This is a genomic window from Streptomyces sp. ITFR-6, assembly GCF_031844725.1.
Lineage (GTDB): Bacteria > Actinomycetota > Actinomycetes > Streptomycetales > Streptomycetaceae > Streptomyces.
In genome coordinates this window covers 5056105-5070613 of record NZ_CP134612.1, presented here as the reverse complement: position 1 = coordinate 5070613, position 14509 = coordinate 5056105, and the positions used below count along the sequence as shown (strand labels likewise).

At 67.0% G+C, this 14509-nt stretch carries 11 protein-coding genes and 1 pseudogene; 5 read left to right on the top strand and 7 right to left on the bottom strand.

Annotated elements, in window-relative coordinates:
* Positions 1–95: 95 nt before the first annotated feature.
* Positions 96–3758: a laminin G domain-containing protein gene (locus RLT59_RS23105; protein WP_311305156.1), complete on the bottom strand. Its 3663-nt coding sequence runs from the start codon at positions 3756–3758 to the stop codon at positions 96–98.
* Positions 3759–4148: 390 nt separating this feature from the next.
* On the opposite strand from RLT59_RS23105, the pseudogene RLT59_RS39420 reads away from it, so the two are divergent.
* Positions 4149–4390 (top strand): annotated as a pseudogene (locus RLT59_RS39420) (hypothetical protein); the annotation flags it as partial.
* A gap of 47 nt (positions 4391–4437) precedes the next feature.
* On the opposite strand, the gene RLT59_RS23100 reads toward RLT59_RS39420, so the two are convergent.
* Positions 4438–5001: a Uma2 family endonuclease gene (locus tag RLT59_RS23100; protein ID WP_311305155.1), complete on the bottom strand. Its 564-nt coding sequence runs from the start codon at positions 4999–5001 to the stop codon at positions 4438–4440.
* 283 nt (positions 5002–5284) lie between these two features.
* Here RLT59_RS23100 and RLT59_RS23095 point away from each other — a divergent pair, with 283 nt between their 5' ends.
* Positions 5285–5716 (top strand): hypothetical protein, encoded by a 432-nt coding sequence (locus tag RLT59_RS23095; protein ID WP_311305154.1) that lies wholly within the window; start codon positions 5285–5287, stop codon positions 5714–5716.
* Here RLT59_RS23095 and RLT59_RS23090 read toward each other — a convergent pair.
* On the bottom strand, positions 5689–6156 hold the full coding sequence (locus RLT59_RS23090; protein ID WP_311305153.1) for an ATP-binding protein: 468 nt from the start codon (positions 6154–6156) through the stop codon (positions 5689–5691). The two genes, RLT59_RS23095 and RLT59_RS23090, sit on opposite strands and share 28 nt — an antisense overlap.
* A complete protein-coding gene (locus RLT59_RS23085; RefSeq protein ID WP_311305152.1) occupies positions 6153–6377 on the bottom strand; it encodes a hypothetical protein in 225 nt (74 codons plus the stop codon). The genes RLT59_RS23090 and RLT59_RS23085 overlap by 4 nt, the downstream gene beginning before the upstream one ends.
* 291 nt (positions 6378–6668) lie before the next feature.
* On the opposite strand from RLT59_RS23085, the gene RLT59_RS23080 reads away from it, so the two are divergent.
* The 3 genes from RLT59_RS23080 to RLT59_RS23070 all read left to right on the top strand — a co-directional run bounded on the left by RLT59_RS23080 (position 6669) and on the right by RLT59_RS23070 (position 8385).
* On the top strand, positions 6669–7160 hold the full coding sequence (locus tag RLT59_RS23080; protein ID WP_311305151.1) for a DUF6023 family protein: 492 nt from the start codon (positions 6669–6671) through the stop codon (positions 7158–7160).
* A 117-nt stretch (positions 7161–7277) separates the two neighbouring features.
* Positions 7278–8156, top strand: a complete 879-nt coding sequence (locus RLT59_RS23075; RefSeq protein WP_311305150.1) for a helix-turn-helix domain-containing protein — start codon at positions 7278–7280, stop codon at positions 8154–8156.
* Positions 8113–8385: a DUF397 domain-containing protein gene (locus RLT59_RS23070; RefSeq protein ID WP_311305149.1), complete on the top strand. Its 273-nt coding sequence runs from the start codon at positions 8113–8115 to the stop codon at positions 8383–8385. The genes RLT59_RS23075 and RLT59_RS23070 overlap by 44 nt, the downstream gene beginning before the upstream one ends.
* A 32-nt stretch (positions 8386–8417) precedes the next feature.
* Here the strand turns inward: RLT59_RS23070 and RLT59_RS23065 are convergent, their stop codons facing one another.
* From RLT59_RS23065 to RLT59_RS23055, 3 genes are all read right to left on the bottom strand, one after another.
* Positions 8418–8981 (bottom strand): hypothetical protein, encoded by a 564-nt coding sequence (locus RLT59_RS23065; RefSeq protein WP_311305148.1) that lies wholly within the window; start codon positions 8979–8981, stop codon positions 8418–8420.
* 408 nt (positions 8982–9389) lie between these two features.
* The gene (locus RLT59_RS23060) at positions 9390–9740 is read right to left on the bottom strand and encodes a hypothetical protein (protein WP_311305147.1); all 351 of its coding nucleotides are present in this window, start codon (positions 9738–9740) and stop codon (positions 9390–9392) included.
* Positions 9741–9748: 8 nt separating this feature from the next.
* Positions 9749–14509: a putative T7SS-secreted protein gene (locus RLT59_RS23055; protein WP_311305146.1), complete on the bottom strand. Its 4761-nt coding sequence runs from the start codon at positions 14507–14509 to the stop codon at positions 9749–9751.

The window sequence follows — 14509 nt, the reverse complement described above, 5'->3', positions numbered from 1 at the left end:
GGGTAACGCAAAGAATGTGAGGGCCGTCGCGACAGCACGGCCGGGCATGCGGCCGGGTGGCAGCGCAGTCGCGCCGCCACCCGGATAGCACTTGGTTAACCTGCGCCTGACGCGGCCTGCACCTGGACGCTGACCTGGTCGGCCGTCATCGCTCCGGTCCAGACCTTCAGGCTCTCCAGGCTTCCGGGCAGGTAGTTCCCCACTGCTCCGCCCTTGGCACCTCGGCCGATCGCCAATTCACCGCTGCCGGCCTGTGCGGCAGTGAGGTCGGCGTTCTCACCGGACGGCTGAGCGAAGGTACCGACGTACAGGTGCAGTTTCCCGTAGGACGGGTCGTCCGACTCCAAGCTCTCCTGGGCGTTGAAGACTCCGGTGACCTGGACCCATGTGTCAGTCTCGGCGAGTTCGTCATCCATAACCTCGGCACTCTGGATGACCTGGCCGTTGGCGCCGCCGGCGGTCCGGGTGAACTTCCACTGGTACGCGTCATCCGCCGGTTTGGTGACCCACAGAGCCCAGGCGGATTCATTGCCCGTGCGCTGGCCGGCTATCTGTCCGGTGTAACCGACCGGCTTCGCTGCCAGCGCCTCCGAATCCAACTCCACCGATGCCGAGACCGTGAAGGAGCCACTGTCGTCAACCACCGGACCGGACACGGATGCGTAGGCGGTAGTCCCATTGAGCACCACAGCGCTCCGGTCCGCGTTGGGGACTGCGCCGCCGGCCAGGGTCAGGGACCCGGGCGCGTAAAGCGTGGCAGGGCTCTCCGGGATCGCGGTGGCCGTGGCTGCTGCGGCATCCCAGTGGGCTACCAGCTCATTGGTGGGGACATCGTCGACGGCGGCTTGCGATTCCTTCATGACTTCGTCACCGGTGAGTGGGCGCTGCCAGACGGCAACCTCGTCCAGGAGGCCGAAGAAGTAGCCGCCATACCCGCCGTTCTCCATCGAACGCCCCATCTGCATCCCCGCGTTCGCGGTCCACGGCTCGTACGTGGAGGCGCTTGTGGCGAGCGTGACAGGGTCCCCCTGCGGTCGTCCGTTCACGAAGAGTTGGATCGTGTCGTTACTCTTGTCCGCGTCGTTCTTGGAATCGAAAACTCCGGACAAGTGTGTCCAGACATTCAGAGGCGGGTTGATCTCGTCGGCAACGGATCGAATGAACGCGGGATTCGCCTGGTCCCTGTCCATGCGATTGAAGATCCACTTCTTGAAACTCGCGGAGTAGTACAGGGCGAATGCGCTGCCGTTCGTACCGGACTCGGACAGAACGACCCTGTTCTTCGACGGGTCCGACAACTGCACCCATGCCGAGACAGTGAACGAATCCTTGGTGTTCACCGCAGCCGAGGCAGTGGCCGCGTATCCGACCTGGTCTGACGGGTTCGTCGCGGCGTCGTTGAGGCGCAACGAGTAGTCCGGATCGCCGCGGCGTCCGCGACCTGACCAAGTGGCGCCGGCGGCACTGTGGAGCGTGGCGTCGTGCCGTGTGCCGGCCTCGGTGGCTACGTCCTTTGCCACCACGACACCCGATCCGGTCGTGCCGTCGTCAAGGTGCCAGCGACCGACGGGGCCGTTCGGCGTCGAGACCTTGAAGGTGAACTCTGCCGGCGTTCCCCAACGTGTCCGGCCGGAGGAATCGAGTTTGAGGTCACTGGCTTCCACCGACAGCACCTGAGTGCCGGCCAGAGAGGGGGTGACGTCATTGACCGTCACGGTGGACCCGCTGACCTGCTTGGTCTTCTGCGCCGAGGTGGTCAGCAGGCGCCACCGAAACGCCTTGACGTCACTGTCCGCCGAGTTGTGCGTGAAGGTGAACCTGCCCGGCGTGCCGGGGCCGCCGCTGGGGTTGCACACGTTCACCGTGCACTGCGTGTACGGGGCGCCCGCAGTGATCGTGGGGGCCTTCGGCGCTGTGGAGTCGATTTTGAAGTAGCACCAGGAGGAGTACGAGGAGAACAGGTCACCGGACGCGCCATCGTAGGACCAATGGGACTGAGTGCGCGCCCGGAGGCGGTACAGACCCCCGTCAGCACGGCTGGACGTGCGCAGGCTCTGCAGGGTTTCGTCCGGCACCCAGCCGCTGGCCGGCCGGTAGGCGGACCAGACTTCGTGCCAAGCTGCGTCGTCGCCCCGCTGGACGACGTATTCGGCCTGCAGCGAGCCCTCCTCATCGCCCTTGTGCGCCTCGACCTTGGTCTGAACACGGGCCTGCACCATCGGGTCGATCCGGGTCACCATCAATGGGTCCGTCGAGGACGGCCTGCAGTATGCGGTACTGCCGTTCCCGGGGATGACACCGACACTGGTCGGGACGCCCGGCTGGTACGCATAGTTGACCTTGAGCTCCGCGTTGTCGTCGAAGCGCTTCCAGGCTCTCGCGTCGGTCTCGTCCTTCGCCCTGAGCATGAACGTCAAACGGCGGATCTTGCCGTCGGCGAACGAACGGACAGTGGACTTCAGATTCTCGTCCGGCTCGGCGGGATTGTCGTTGAACTCGACCCAGCTGTCGGGCTGCGAAGGGCTGCAGTTGTCTCCCCGTCCGTAGGAGACGTTCCGGTCGCCCATCTGATCAAGGTCCTTCGGACCCGGCCAGTGGGTTCCCTCGGTCATGTTGTCGGTCCGCTCAAGATCGACCCAGTGCGCATTGCAGTTGAACGACCATGTCTCATGCGCGCGGAACGTCGCGTCCAGAACGTACTTGCCTGCCAACTGGGTCGGGGCAAGCTCGAACAGCATCCGGTTCTTGTATCCGTTGCCGCAGTAGTAACCGTCCGCGCTCCCACAGAGCCCGACTCCGTAGTCCCCGTCGAACTGCCACCAGCGGTCACCGTCGGAAGAGATCACTGACCGCTCGGAGACTCCGAGCCCGACCGAGGGATCGATGCGCACGGGGTAGACGGTCTCCGTACCGCGCAGCAGGGCAAGGTCGGGCGTGACCGAGACGGCCTCACCGTCGACGTGCACCGGAAGCACGGCGGTGCTGTCGCCCACCCCGGGCTGGGTGGCGTTGCCCCCGCCTGCCGGATCCTGAGGATCGTCCACCGCGGTCGCACGGGCCGACTGGCTCACTGTCTGTTGGCTGCCTGCGGAGTCCCACATCTGGCCGGCCGGGCCCTTGAAAACGGTGTTCCCGTTCTCGTCGACCGCGCGCAGACCTCCGCCGGCTCCCGGCACCACCCGCAGGCCCTCACCGGATGCAGACAGGCTCACCTGCTCCAGTTCCGGGCTGGCAGCGGCTGCCGCCGATTTGACGACCAGCACCTCGTGATAGCCCTCGGCTGTCGCGGTCAGTTCGAGGTCGACCCCCGCCATGACATTTGTGTACGTGGCGGTCGCGCCATCGATCGCCGGTTCGGGCAGAGCGCCGGGCCAGCCCAATGACACCGAACCCTGCTTGCCACCCAGCCGGATCATGTCCCTGCCGCTGCCCCCGCCGGTGAAGGCCAGGTCCACCACTGATGCCTTCGGCCCCACCGAACCGTCGGAACGGCGCACCAGCGTCGTGTCCACGCTGCGCCACGAACCGTCATCGGCGCGCACACGCTGCGGGGCCGTCGACTGCGTCAACGTCAACGAGCCATCAGGATTCGCTGTGGTCGACGCGTACTCGGTGCGCGCCGCCGTGACCTCGACCGGCTCCCCCGCCTCGGCGGCCTGTGCCAGCGCGGTCTGCTCCGCGACCGAGTCGGACACCTCGGCGGTCGCCCCGGCCGCAGCGCTTGGGCTGGCTGCGTAGACGGGAGCTGCCCCGGCCATGAGAGCCAGACCCAACAGCGGCCCCAGAACCCGCGCAGATCTCCATCTGCCGACAGACATACCCCACCCCAACCCCGTTGCGGGACCCCCCCCGGGTCCATCACACCTATGACCTTCCTGTGAAGATCGCTGGCGGAGCGTAAGCGCCGACAGCCTCACCCGTCAACGGATTACATGGCCCCTGAATGAGAATGTAAGAACCTGACCCCACCTCAACAGCTGTCATATGTCGATGAGTGGGGCAGCCAGGCAGTTCGTGGAGTACCACCGGCAGCCCAATTCGAAGGGGGCGAATACTTGAGCCCCACCTTGACAGAGCCGACCCATGCCCGAGAGGGAGGACACCCATGTCACATGCAGCGCGCACCCCGTGAGAAGCGCCTCAAAGAGTTGAACGCCGCATGGTTTGACGCCTACGGCTGGACGGTGGAGAACCAGGCGCCTCCCCCGATGCGGAGGCCCCTGCGCACCCGCCGGACTGGACGGAAGGCCGCCACACGGCGCTGGACGACGCGGTCTGGATGGGCCTGGACCTACTGGCCGCCAATCCCTCGGCGACGTACGAGGCGACGTACGAGGCGACGTACGAGAGGGCCCCGGACCCGAGACGGCCTCCTTTGCCGCCGCGGTAAGCGGGCGGATCCGAGCTTCGGGACCGTGCCGCCGCGACAGGGGGCGCCTACTGGCGGGAGAGGCCAGCAGGGTCGATCGTCACGGGGAACGGCTCGTCCAGGGACGTGGTCGCCCCGGCGAGCGCGGTCGTTCGCTCCACGTACCGGCCGCCTTCCAGCTCGTAGACGACGAGCATGGGTGCCGGATCGAACTCCAGGCGCCAGAAGTGCGGGATGGCGGCCTCGGCGTAGAGCATGGGCTTGAACTTGCGGTCCACCATGCGGTTGCCGGGGGAGACGAGCTCGACGACGAGCTGGACACCGTCCGCGTCGACACTGACGCCGTCCTCAGCGGTCGCACCGGCGTCGGTCACCACGATGTCGGGAATGACAAGACCGGAGGGCAGGACGACATTGACGGCTTCCAGGACCTCGACCGGCGCCTCGGCGGCCACGGCCGCCGCATGCAGAATCATGGCGAGCCGGAGCGACGCGCGCTGGTGGCGGATGCCGGGGGCGGGGGACATCACGAGCGATTCCCCCAGCAGTTCGTAACGGTTCGTGCGGTCCTCGGGCAGCGCCAGGACGTCGGCGACGGTCCAGGGCCCGGTGTGGTCGACGGCGACACTCATTCCCTTTCACCTCCTCGGCCGCCTGCCCCTCACGCATGAGCCAGACAGGCGGTACACGGCCAGCATACGGGCGCTCCCACCTGCCGACATCAGGTCCGACCGCCGACGGCCGGCGTTGCCGCCGCACGGGTCCGGCGCCGCTGGGGGCTCGCCGCCACAGGCGTCCCGAACGGCCACCCATATCGCTTGCAATTCGCGTAAGCAATCCAATAGATTCTCTCACGCAAAGCCTTGGCGGGCTCAGCAACCTCGCTAGGTGACAAGGGACTTGGGGGATTGCTCGGTGTCCGATTCACATGAGTACGTTCGCGCTCCGGAACACCTTCCGTTCGGGCACCACGACGCCGACGCGTTAGGCACCCGCCCCTACGACCGGCCGTGGCCCGACGGCACGGTCCGGGCGAGCCGCCACCACACGCTCGTCTACCTGGAAGGGGACTACGCGGAGGGCCGGGGGGACGACGCGCTGACGGCGCTGCGCCGGGCGTACCCCTGGCGGCACGTGACCCGGTGCGGGAACACGATCGCGGTGTGGCCGGTCGGCACGGTGTGGGTCTCCCACCAGCCGGGCGCGGTCATCCTGCGCGGCGACATCGACGGCCTGGACCGGGCCGCCGTCCAGGCCATGTATCCGGGCCGGACGGTCAGTTGCGACGGGGCACAGCTGACCGTCTGGCCACCCACGGATCACCGGACCGCCACCCGGTCCGACTGACCCTCGCGGCCCCTGTCACCGTCTCTGGAGGCACGGGCGCCCGACGTCGACCCCCGCCCGACGCCGGACGCCCGCAGCTCGCACCACACCGTCTTCACGTACGGCCCCTGCTCCACGCCCCACCGCAGCACGAACGCGTCCAACAGCAGCAGCCCGCGCCCGGTCTCCGCATCGCCCGCCGCGAACCGTATCGCCGGCCACACCCCCGGCGCCGGATCACTCAGCTCGACCCGTACCCGCCCCGCTCCCGTGCCGCTGATACGCAACGTGACCGGCGCCCCCACCCCCACGTGCACGATCACATTGGTCAGCAACTCACTGACGCAGAGCAGCAGATCGGGCACGTCCACCTCCCCCAACCGCCACCGCAGCATGCGCCGCATCTCCGGTACGGCCTCCGGCACGGCGAGCAGTTCCACCGTGAACGGCAGCGCCGTCATCCCCCGGCCCCCACGCACAGCGCCTCGGCTGGCCGCCGTGCGGTCACCACGTTGCAGTTGCCGAGCGCGACCAGCGGCGGATGCTTCGACCACCCGGCCAGCGTCAGCGGATCGACGCCGAGCGACGGCAGCGTGATCCCGTGCGCGGCGAGCGCGGCGCGCAGTGCGTCGATGTCCTTGACGATGTCGTACGTGGGTGAGTCGTCCCTGATCTCGTCCATGAGGAGGCGTACACCTTTCGTTGCTGACTGTGACGAACACGCCACACGCTGCCGCACGGACCTGTGCCGTGGAAGGGTTTCCCGCTCCACAGAGCGCAGCGCGAAAGCCGGTCATCAACGCACGCAGGAGGCCGACCGCTGCGGAAGCCTCAGTTCCACCCTCAAGCTTTCCTCAGAGTCACGGCGATTCCCTCAATCCCGACGTGACAGCTGCAAAGATTTGCAGCCCGGCCCAGCCGTCCGGGCGTCATCCATAGGGGGAACTGCGTGCGAAAGAAAGCATTGCCGACATTGACCACCACAGCCGGTGCGGTCGCGTTGGCCGTAACCCTGCTGACCGGATGCACCAGCGACTCCGACGGGCCGACCGCCCCGACCAGCAGCCCAAGTCGCCACCAAGACCCCTCAGGCGCGTCCGACCACAACGACCACAAGCTGGGTGCACAGGTCCAGCAGACCCTCGGCACAGCCGAGGTCAACGACAGCGACGGACTCTTCGTCGAGGCCGGCCTCGAACATGTCGGCGACGGCTTCCACTCACGGCCCGACCTGGAGCGAGGGCACTCATACCAGTTGACGGTGACCTGCGAGGGAAAGGGGCATGTCCGCCTTTCCGTAGCCCTGAAGAAGCCCCTCCACCGAACCCTCGCGTGCGACGGAGCCGTGTGGCGACAGCTCCTCACGGGGCCAGGGGGCACGACCAAGATCGACGGTGCCGGGATGAAGGGAGCCACGGGGATGGTCGGGTGGCGCCTCGACAGGGCGAACAAGGCGGACGAGTAAGCCGCAGACGTACACCTTCGTTGCTTACTGTGACGAACGCCTCACACACTGCCGCGCGGGCCTCTACCGTGGAGGGCGATACCGCTCCACGGAGCGCAGCGCGAAAGGCAGTCAACGGTGGCCACACGCAAGGAAATCGACGGCTCGGCGGGAGTCCCGCAGTTCTACGGGAACGAGCTCCGCTTCAAGCGGGAGGAAGCGGGCCTGACGCTGGAGAAGCTGGTCGACGGCTCCTTCTTCGGCATCACGTACCTGAGCGAGATCGAACACGGGCATCGGCGCATGCCGGTGGAGCTGGCGCGCCACGTGGACCAGGTGCTGCGGACGGACGGGTTCTTCGAACGACGGTGTGACGACGTCCGGAAGGCGAGGCGCAAGGGTCACGCGGACTACTTCGAGCGCGTGCTGGAGGCGGAGAAGCACGCGGAGACCATCGAGGAGTGGTCACCGGGTGTCTTCCCGGGACTGCTCCAGACGGCACCGTACGCCAGGGCCGTGATCTGCGCCGAGCGCATGCCTGAGCTCACGGAGGAGGTCGACGAGAAGGTCAACGCGCGGCTGGCGCGGGCACAGATCTTCGAAACGAGCCACCGGACACCGCAGTACTGGGCGATTCTGCCGGAGACTCTGTTACGGCAACCGATCGTGTCTTCGCAGCACATGGCTGAGCAACTCGACCACATCGCCTCTCTCATTAAGCGGGGCCGAATCCTTACGCAGATCATTCCGTGGAACGCGGGGCCGCACCCGCTCATGCTGAGCAACGCCATGGTTCTGGACTTCACGGACGCTCCCCCGCTGGTCTACATGGAGGGCCAGCACCACGGAAATACCGTCGACGATCCGGGCCTCGTGAAGCAGTATCGGAGGTCGTACGATCTCTTGAGGGCCGCCGCCTCGCCGCCGGACGCGTCCCTAGCCATGATCCAGGAAGCGGCAGAGGACTATCGAAATGGCGCTCAGCCAGCAAGACTTGACCGCCGCCACCTGGCGTAGGAGCAGCTACAGCAACTCATCCGGCGGCAACTGCCTCGAAGTGGCACAGGACTTCGCCCGCTGGCGTAAGAGCACCTACAGCAACACCTCCGGCGGCGACTGCCTCGAAGTTGCCGACGGAGTCCCCGGGCTCGTCCCCGTACGCGACTCCAAGCGCCCCGACGGCCCCACGCTGATCATGCACGCGACTGCCTGGGCGCCCTTCATCAAGTCCGTCAAGGCGTCCTGAGCGCCCCCGGCGGACCACCGACCGGCTCGCGATCATGTCGCGTAGCCCTCGACGAGTTGCGCGATGAGCGTGTGGCGGACGCCGGCCCGGCAGCGGCCCTCGGGCTGGTTACGCAGAGCGTCGTCGGCCGCCCGGAGCCTGGTCAGGGCGGCCGGGTCGGAGTCCTCCACGTCGTAGATCACCGGCTGGGTGATCAGGTCCAGGCACTCGGGGAGCAGCCGACGAGTGGCGATGGCCGGCGGGGCGGTGTCGGGCACGGCGAACGGGTTGGTCAGGTACCGTGCCGGATCCGTGAGGCTCCACCCGACGACGGCGCCGTGCTGGACCAGAAGCGCCACGTCGGGTGCGATGCCGATGCGGGCACCCAGCGGCTCGTCGAGGACGTCGAGGTCACGCAGGCACGTCAGGGCGGCATCCTCAGGGGAACGGCAGAGCACCGTGCACATACCGTGTCGGAAGTCCCGGACATCGTCCGCGCGAAGCCCGCCCGGATCTGCCGCAGGCGTCGTGGGGACGCGGGCGGAGCCCTCGGGCAAACGGAACTCGGCACCGACCAGTTGTCGGCCGTCCAGCGCGAACCGGAAGACGCCAGGCATGCCCTACAGCCAGTGCTCGCTACCTAAGGTGTCCGCGAGGAACCCCTCACGCCCCACCCTTTCCGTGTCGGAGGCTACCGGCCCGAACACGGCCGGCTCGGCCAGCAGCATCGCGACACGTCTCGTCCACACCCCTCCGGCCTGGGAGACCAGCGTCCTCGATGCGGACACATGAAGGACACATGAATAGGTACCGTCAGGAGCACTCTTCGCGTTCTCATCACTCATCGGACACCCAGCCATATGAAGGCCCGAGACTAATGCCTGCTCGTGGCGAGCGGCTGCGGAGCCTCCGTGTCACTGGAGTGGCGTCGGGAGCCACCGCGTGGCTCTCACCTCCCAGGGCGATGACGAATTCCGTGAGCCAATGCCGCTTCAATGAAGGGAAAGCTATTTCTGTTGGAATTCTTATTGAAACAGGAGGCGGTCGCGTACCGAAAGGCGGGGTGAGAGCTGAATCTCCGTTGTCCCTGCGCACTCACCCATATGGAAATCGACGGAAATATGTTTGGCCGATTTCCCTGAGGTGAAGGAAAGGCGCGTTGCGCTTTCGCGGAAGAAATCCAGCATCTCGACGCCCTGATCGTTCACCCAGTGGATCCTCACCGACCTCGCCAGCGCATCGTAGGAGAAAGTGATGGATTGTCCTGAATTATCCTGTAGAGTGAGAATCCGTGCGCCACTTTCGTCCGAATCCGGCCATTCGCCGATGGCCTCGTAGACGTCTTCGTCGTCTGGGGTGAGGAACTCTCGGTACACGCCCGCCTTCACTTTCCACTGTACGGCGGCCAGTGCTTCAGGCTGCCGTGAATACTGACATTTGGGCCGCTGCCGCGGAAGACGACCGTGGAGAGTCTATGTACGCCGTCCGGCAGAATCTGCCAGGTACTTTCGACGCCAAGCGCTCCGTGCGGGCCGTAGAGGACAGATTCGGTCACGCCGAAATCACCGCTCCCACCGTCCCACTCCTTATGGAATGTACGCCCGAACGACTGTTCGGCAGCCTGGGACAGGTGATCGGTGACATATTGCCGCATCTCCGGAGTGTCTGGTAGTCCGATCCGATTGAGTTGCAGTTCGTTCTGGAGTGCCCTGGGTGAGTTGTGGGAGTTCGCTTTGATGTTCTTGTTGAACAGGTAATCGAGCTTTCTGGGATCGACCTCCGCGTTTCGCCCCTTCCCCTCGCACGGAGAAAGGCCAAGTGGGTCCGTCCAGGTGTGCGGATTATGGACGTACGTGGCCGGGTTGGGTGCGGGAGCGAGACCGAGCGGATCCGGGGTGAGATAGCGGGCCGTTGTGGGGTCGTAGTGCCGAAAGAGGTTGTAATGGAGGCCGGTTTCGGGGTCATGGTACTGGCCGGGAAAGCGGAGGGGCGTATAGGCAGTGCTACTCCGGCTCCAGGCGGTAGTGCCCCAGAGGGTGGATCGGGTGTGCCAAGCGATGTCTCCGTTCTCGGCGACCAGTTCGGTCGGGGTGCCGACCAGGTCCGTGACGATGGCGAAGAAGCGGCGGTCGATCTCCCGCTGGCCCGCGTCGCGGCAAAGGATGCGGTCGGTCTGGGTGAGGGGGGTCGAGCCGCGATGATCCCAGGTGAGTGCGACGATATGCGGCAGGTCATGGGAGACGGTCGTCTGTTCGCAAAGAACCATGCCGTCCCAGGTGAAACGGGTTTCCTCCAGAACCGTCTCACCGTCGTCCGCGAGAAGTTGTTTGGCGATGCGGCGGCCCAGTGGGTCGTAACGGTACTTCCAGAGGGTGCCGTCCGGCGTGATGACCGAGGTGAGGCGGCTTTCGGAGTCCCATGCGTAGCGCCAGGTCTGTGGCTTGCGGGACAGGCGGGTCTGCTGTCTGAGGACCACGCGCCCGAGACGGTCATGTTCGAAGCGGTTGTTGCCGGCACGAGTGATCGTGGTGCCTGTGTACGTGCGAGGGCCGGTCGTCTCGTGGCCCGGATGCGTTGAGGGCCAGGAGACTTGGGTCTGGTTGCCGACGAGGTCGTAGGCGTAGCGTTCGGTCCACCGGTCGGCGTGGACGGCGGTGACACGGCCGACGTTGTCCAGTTCGAACGACCGGGTGCCGGACAACTGATCGACGACGGCGGTGAGGTGACCATCGGCACGGTAGGCGTACATACGGCTGTTCAGGGTCCGTCCACCGGCCGTGAGGTACTGGGCGGACGGCCTGCCGGCTTCGTCCCGGACGCATGACAGAGTCATCGTGTCGCCATAGGAACGCGACACTTCACGGTCTGCGGAGTCATGGGTGAAGTCGATCTGATGGCCGCTCGCGGACATCAGATCAAGGCGGCCTGCCACGTCATAGGCGTACGTGGTGACATGTCCGGTCGGGGTCATGCGTCGACTCCGGCGGCCGAGTGCGTCGTACATGTAGGTGATGGCGTGGCCGTCGACGAGTTCGGTCTTGAGCAGGCCGCGCCGGTCGTAATGGCGGATCAGGTCGCCGTCCGGGCCGGATGCCTGCAAGAGGCGTCCCGACGCGTCGTAGGCGTAAGTGGTCGTCCTGCCTCCGGTGTCCTTCCTGATCATTCGGCCGAGCTGGTCGTGCTCCAGGGTGAGGACGCCGCCGAGGGCATCGGTGCGGGACATTAGTTGCCCTGCGGCATCGAGGTGGTATCTGAGGGTTCGGCCGTCGAAGTCGGTTTCCGATATTCGGCGGTTCGCAGGGTCGTACTCGTAGCTCCAGGCGAGGCCCTGGGGGTTGGTCACCCGAGTCAGGCGTAGTTCGTTGTCGTGCTCGAACTCGTAGCGGGCGCCGTCGGGTCCGGTGCGGGCGGTCAGCAGGTCGAAGTGGGTGTACTCGAAGCGGGTCACTCCGCCGCTCGGGTCGGTGTGCGTGAGGGTGTTGCCCTCGCCGTCGTAGGTCCATGACTCGGTGGCGCTGTCGGGGCTGGTGCGGCGGGAGAGCTGGCCGTTGGCGTGCCACTCCAGGCGTGTGGTGCCGCCCGCCGGGCCAATGGTGCGGACCGGTCGGCCGAGGGCGTCCCGTTCGATGCGGGTGGTGGCGCCGGTCGGGCCAGTCACCTCGACGGGCAGGCCCGCCGCGTCACACACCACATGGGTGGTGGCGCCGAGGGCGTCGGTGACCGAGGTGAGCCGGCCGCCCCGGTCGTAGGTGTAGTGGGTTGTGGCGCCGGTTGGGTCGGTGACCGAGGTGCGGTTGCCGCGTTCGTCGAACTCGTTGAGCACGCGGGTGCCGTCCGCCCCGACGGTCTCCACCGGTAGACCGGACGGGCCGCGCGCGGTGCTCAGTTCGCTCCCGTCGGGGCGGGTTACGGAGATGAGGCGGTCGTCTTCGTCGTAGGCGAAGGCGGTGGTGTGGCCCAGGGGGTCGGTGCGGGTGGTGAGGTTGCCGCGTGGGTCGTAGCGGAACCGGGTGGTGTGGCCGAGCGGGTCGGTGACGGCCAGTGGGCGGCAGCCGGGGCCGAACAGGTGGCGGGTGGTGTGGCCGTAGGCGGTGGTGAGGGTGGTGGTGCGGTGGCCCGTCTCGGGGTCGGGTTCGGTGTAGGTGAGGGTGATGTGGACGTGGCCGGCCTCGCCGCCTTCGGCTATGACGCGGTCCTGGTCGTCGTAGACGTAGTCGTAGCGGCTGTTGTTCGAGTCGATCCAGGCGGTGACGCGGTTGCGGTCGTCGTGGACGAAGGTGGTGGTGGCGCCGGACGGCTTGGTGACGGTGGTCAGGACGCCGTCCCGGTAGCCGTAGCCCATCAGCGGCAGGTCCGCACCGTCCACGCCCGCACCGGCCAGGGTCAGGGCGGTGACCAGGCCATCCGTGGTGGACAGGTTGACCTGGTGGCCCGCCGAGTGGGCCAGGGCCAGCGGCACACCGTCCTCGTCGCGGTCGATGGCGATCGTGTGGCCGTTGCGTTCGCTGATCTCGCCCAGCCACGCCACACCGTCGCCGCCGGGTTCGCTGCCCCGGGGGGCATCGAAGTCGAGGACCAGGCCGCTGTCGGGGTCGGTGACCGTGTAGTCGCCGTTGGCGTCGCGGGCCAGCAGGGTGCGGGCCTTGTCCGACTCCGATGCGGTGGGCAGACCAGGGACCGGGTGCGGGTAGCGGATCAGGAGGCCGTCGGCGGTGACGTGGACGACGCCGATGGCATCGATCTGGAGGCGCTCATCCACCGTGGACGTCCAGGACGGGCCCAGGAAGCGGCCGATCGCCAGACCGGACTCGGTACGGCGGGTGAAGACCAGCGGCAGGATCCCGGGGATCGTCACATCGGTCTGCGGGAGATACATCCGGCCCGTCGCCAGATCGACCGGGTCGGTGCCCTCGCTGACACGCTCCCCGTCCGGACGGCGGTGGGTGCCCTCCGGCACGTCATCGACCAGCCTCCGCAGCCGGGCGGCCTCGGCGGCCTCCTCCGCGACGCGGGCGCCCTTCACCGCGGCGCCGCCACCACCCGTCGCCACGGTCAGCGCGATGTCGGGGATCAGCCGGCCCAGACCCTCGGCCGGGTCCTTCATGAAGTCCTTCGCCATCTGAATGCCCGTGCCGGTCGGGTCGTTCGCGGCGACCACCAGACCCGCCGCCAGACTGTTCAGGGACGTCACGTACTCCGCCGGATGCGTCAGGTTGTACGGGTCCATCGGGTTCAGGCCACGAACAAAGTTCAGCGTCCCCGCGGTCGCCTTGATGATGCCGCCGTCCAGATGCATCCCCATGACCTGGAGCTCCTCGAACCCGTCACCGAGCTGCTCCGCGTACGAAGGTTTCTTCGGTGCCATGTCGCGGGCCGCACTGATCGCGGTGCGGGCGGTCTGCGCCGCTGTGTTCCGCTGGGTGCGGGCCTCGGCCAGGATGTCCTGCGCATCCTGCATCAGCTTCTTGCCCGGATCGGTGAACGTCGAGGCGGGCCGGGGCGGCAGCTCGGAGGGGTCGCGCTTGTCCGACGGCTTGGCGTTGTAACGGTCGACCGCCTTGTTGTAGTCATCGACCTTCTTACGGTGCGCGTCCGCAGCCGTCTCCGAGGCCTTGACGCCCTCCTTCCACTTGTCGATCGCGGTCTGCGCCTGACCCTGCGCCCAGCTCACCGTCGACGCGAACGAATCGAGTGCGCCCAGCGCCTTGGAGGTGGCGTCGGCCGCGGCGTACCACTTGGCGGGCTGGGTGCCCACCGCTGTGCGCAGCGCGTCGGCCGTCTCGCCCTTGAGCTGACCGGAGTCGAGCCCCTTCAGTCCGTCACCGGTGCTGTCGAAGGCCGCCTGGAACGCACGAAGCTTGGAGACGGTGGCATCCAGCTTGCCCGTACTGCCGTAGATCAGCTTCGTTTTGTCCTCGGTCTGACCGAGGTCCATCTCGTCGACCTCGGCGCCCATCCGGTTGGCGACCGAACGCGACTGCTCGCGCACCCAGTCCGCCCCGGACTCCCACCCGACATCGTCCAGCCGGTCGGCCGTCCAGTTCCCGACGTCCTCGACCCGGTCACCGGCCCACTCGACACCGTCCTCGACCACGTCCTCGACCGAATCGGGCGTGATGTCCTTGATGAAGTCGCCTATACCCAC

Excerpts from the sequence above, each read along its gene's own strand:
- RLT59_RS23090 (WP_311305153.1), bottom strand. The coding sequence starts at position 6,156 with ATGACGGCGCTGCCGTTCACGGTGGAACTGCTCGCCGTGCCGGAGGCC.
- RLT59_RS23105 (WP_311305156.1), bottom strand. The coding sequence starts at position 3,758 with ATGGCCGGGGCAGCTCCCGTCTACGCAGCCAGCCCAAGCGCTGCGGCC.
- RLT59_RS23070 (WP_311305149.1), top strand. The coding sequence starts at position 8,113 with ATGGCGCTCAGCCAGCAAGACTTGACCGCCGCCACCTGGCGTAGGAGC.
- RLT59_RS23065 (WP_311305148.1), bottom strand. The coding sequence starts at position 8,981 with ATGCCTGGCGTCTTCCGGTTCGCGCTGGACGGCCGACAACTGGTCGGT.
- RLT59_RS23085 (WP_311305152.1), bottom strand. The coding sequence starts at position 6,377 with ATGGACGAGATCAGGGACGACTCACCCACGTACGACATCGTCAAGGAC.
- RLT59_RS23100 (WP_311305155.1), bottom strand. The coding sequence starts at position 5,001 with ATGAGTGTCGCCGTCGACCACACCGGGCCCTGGACCGTCGCCGACGTC.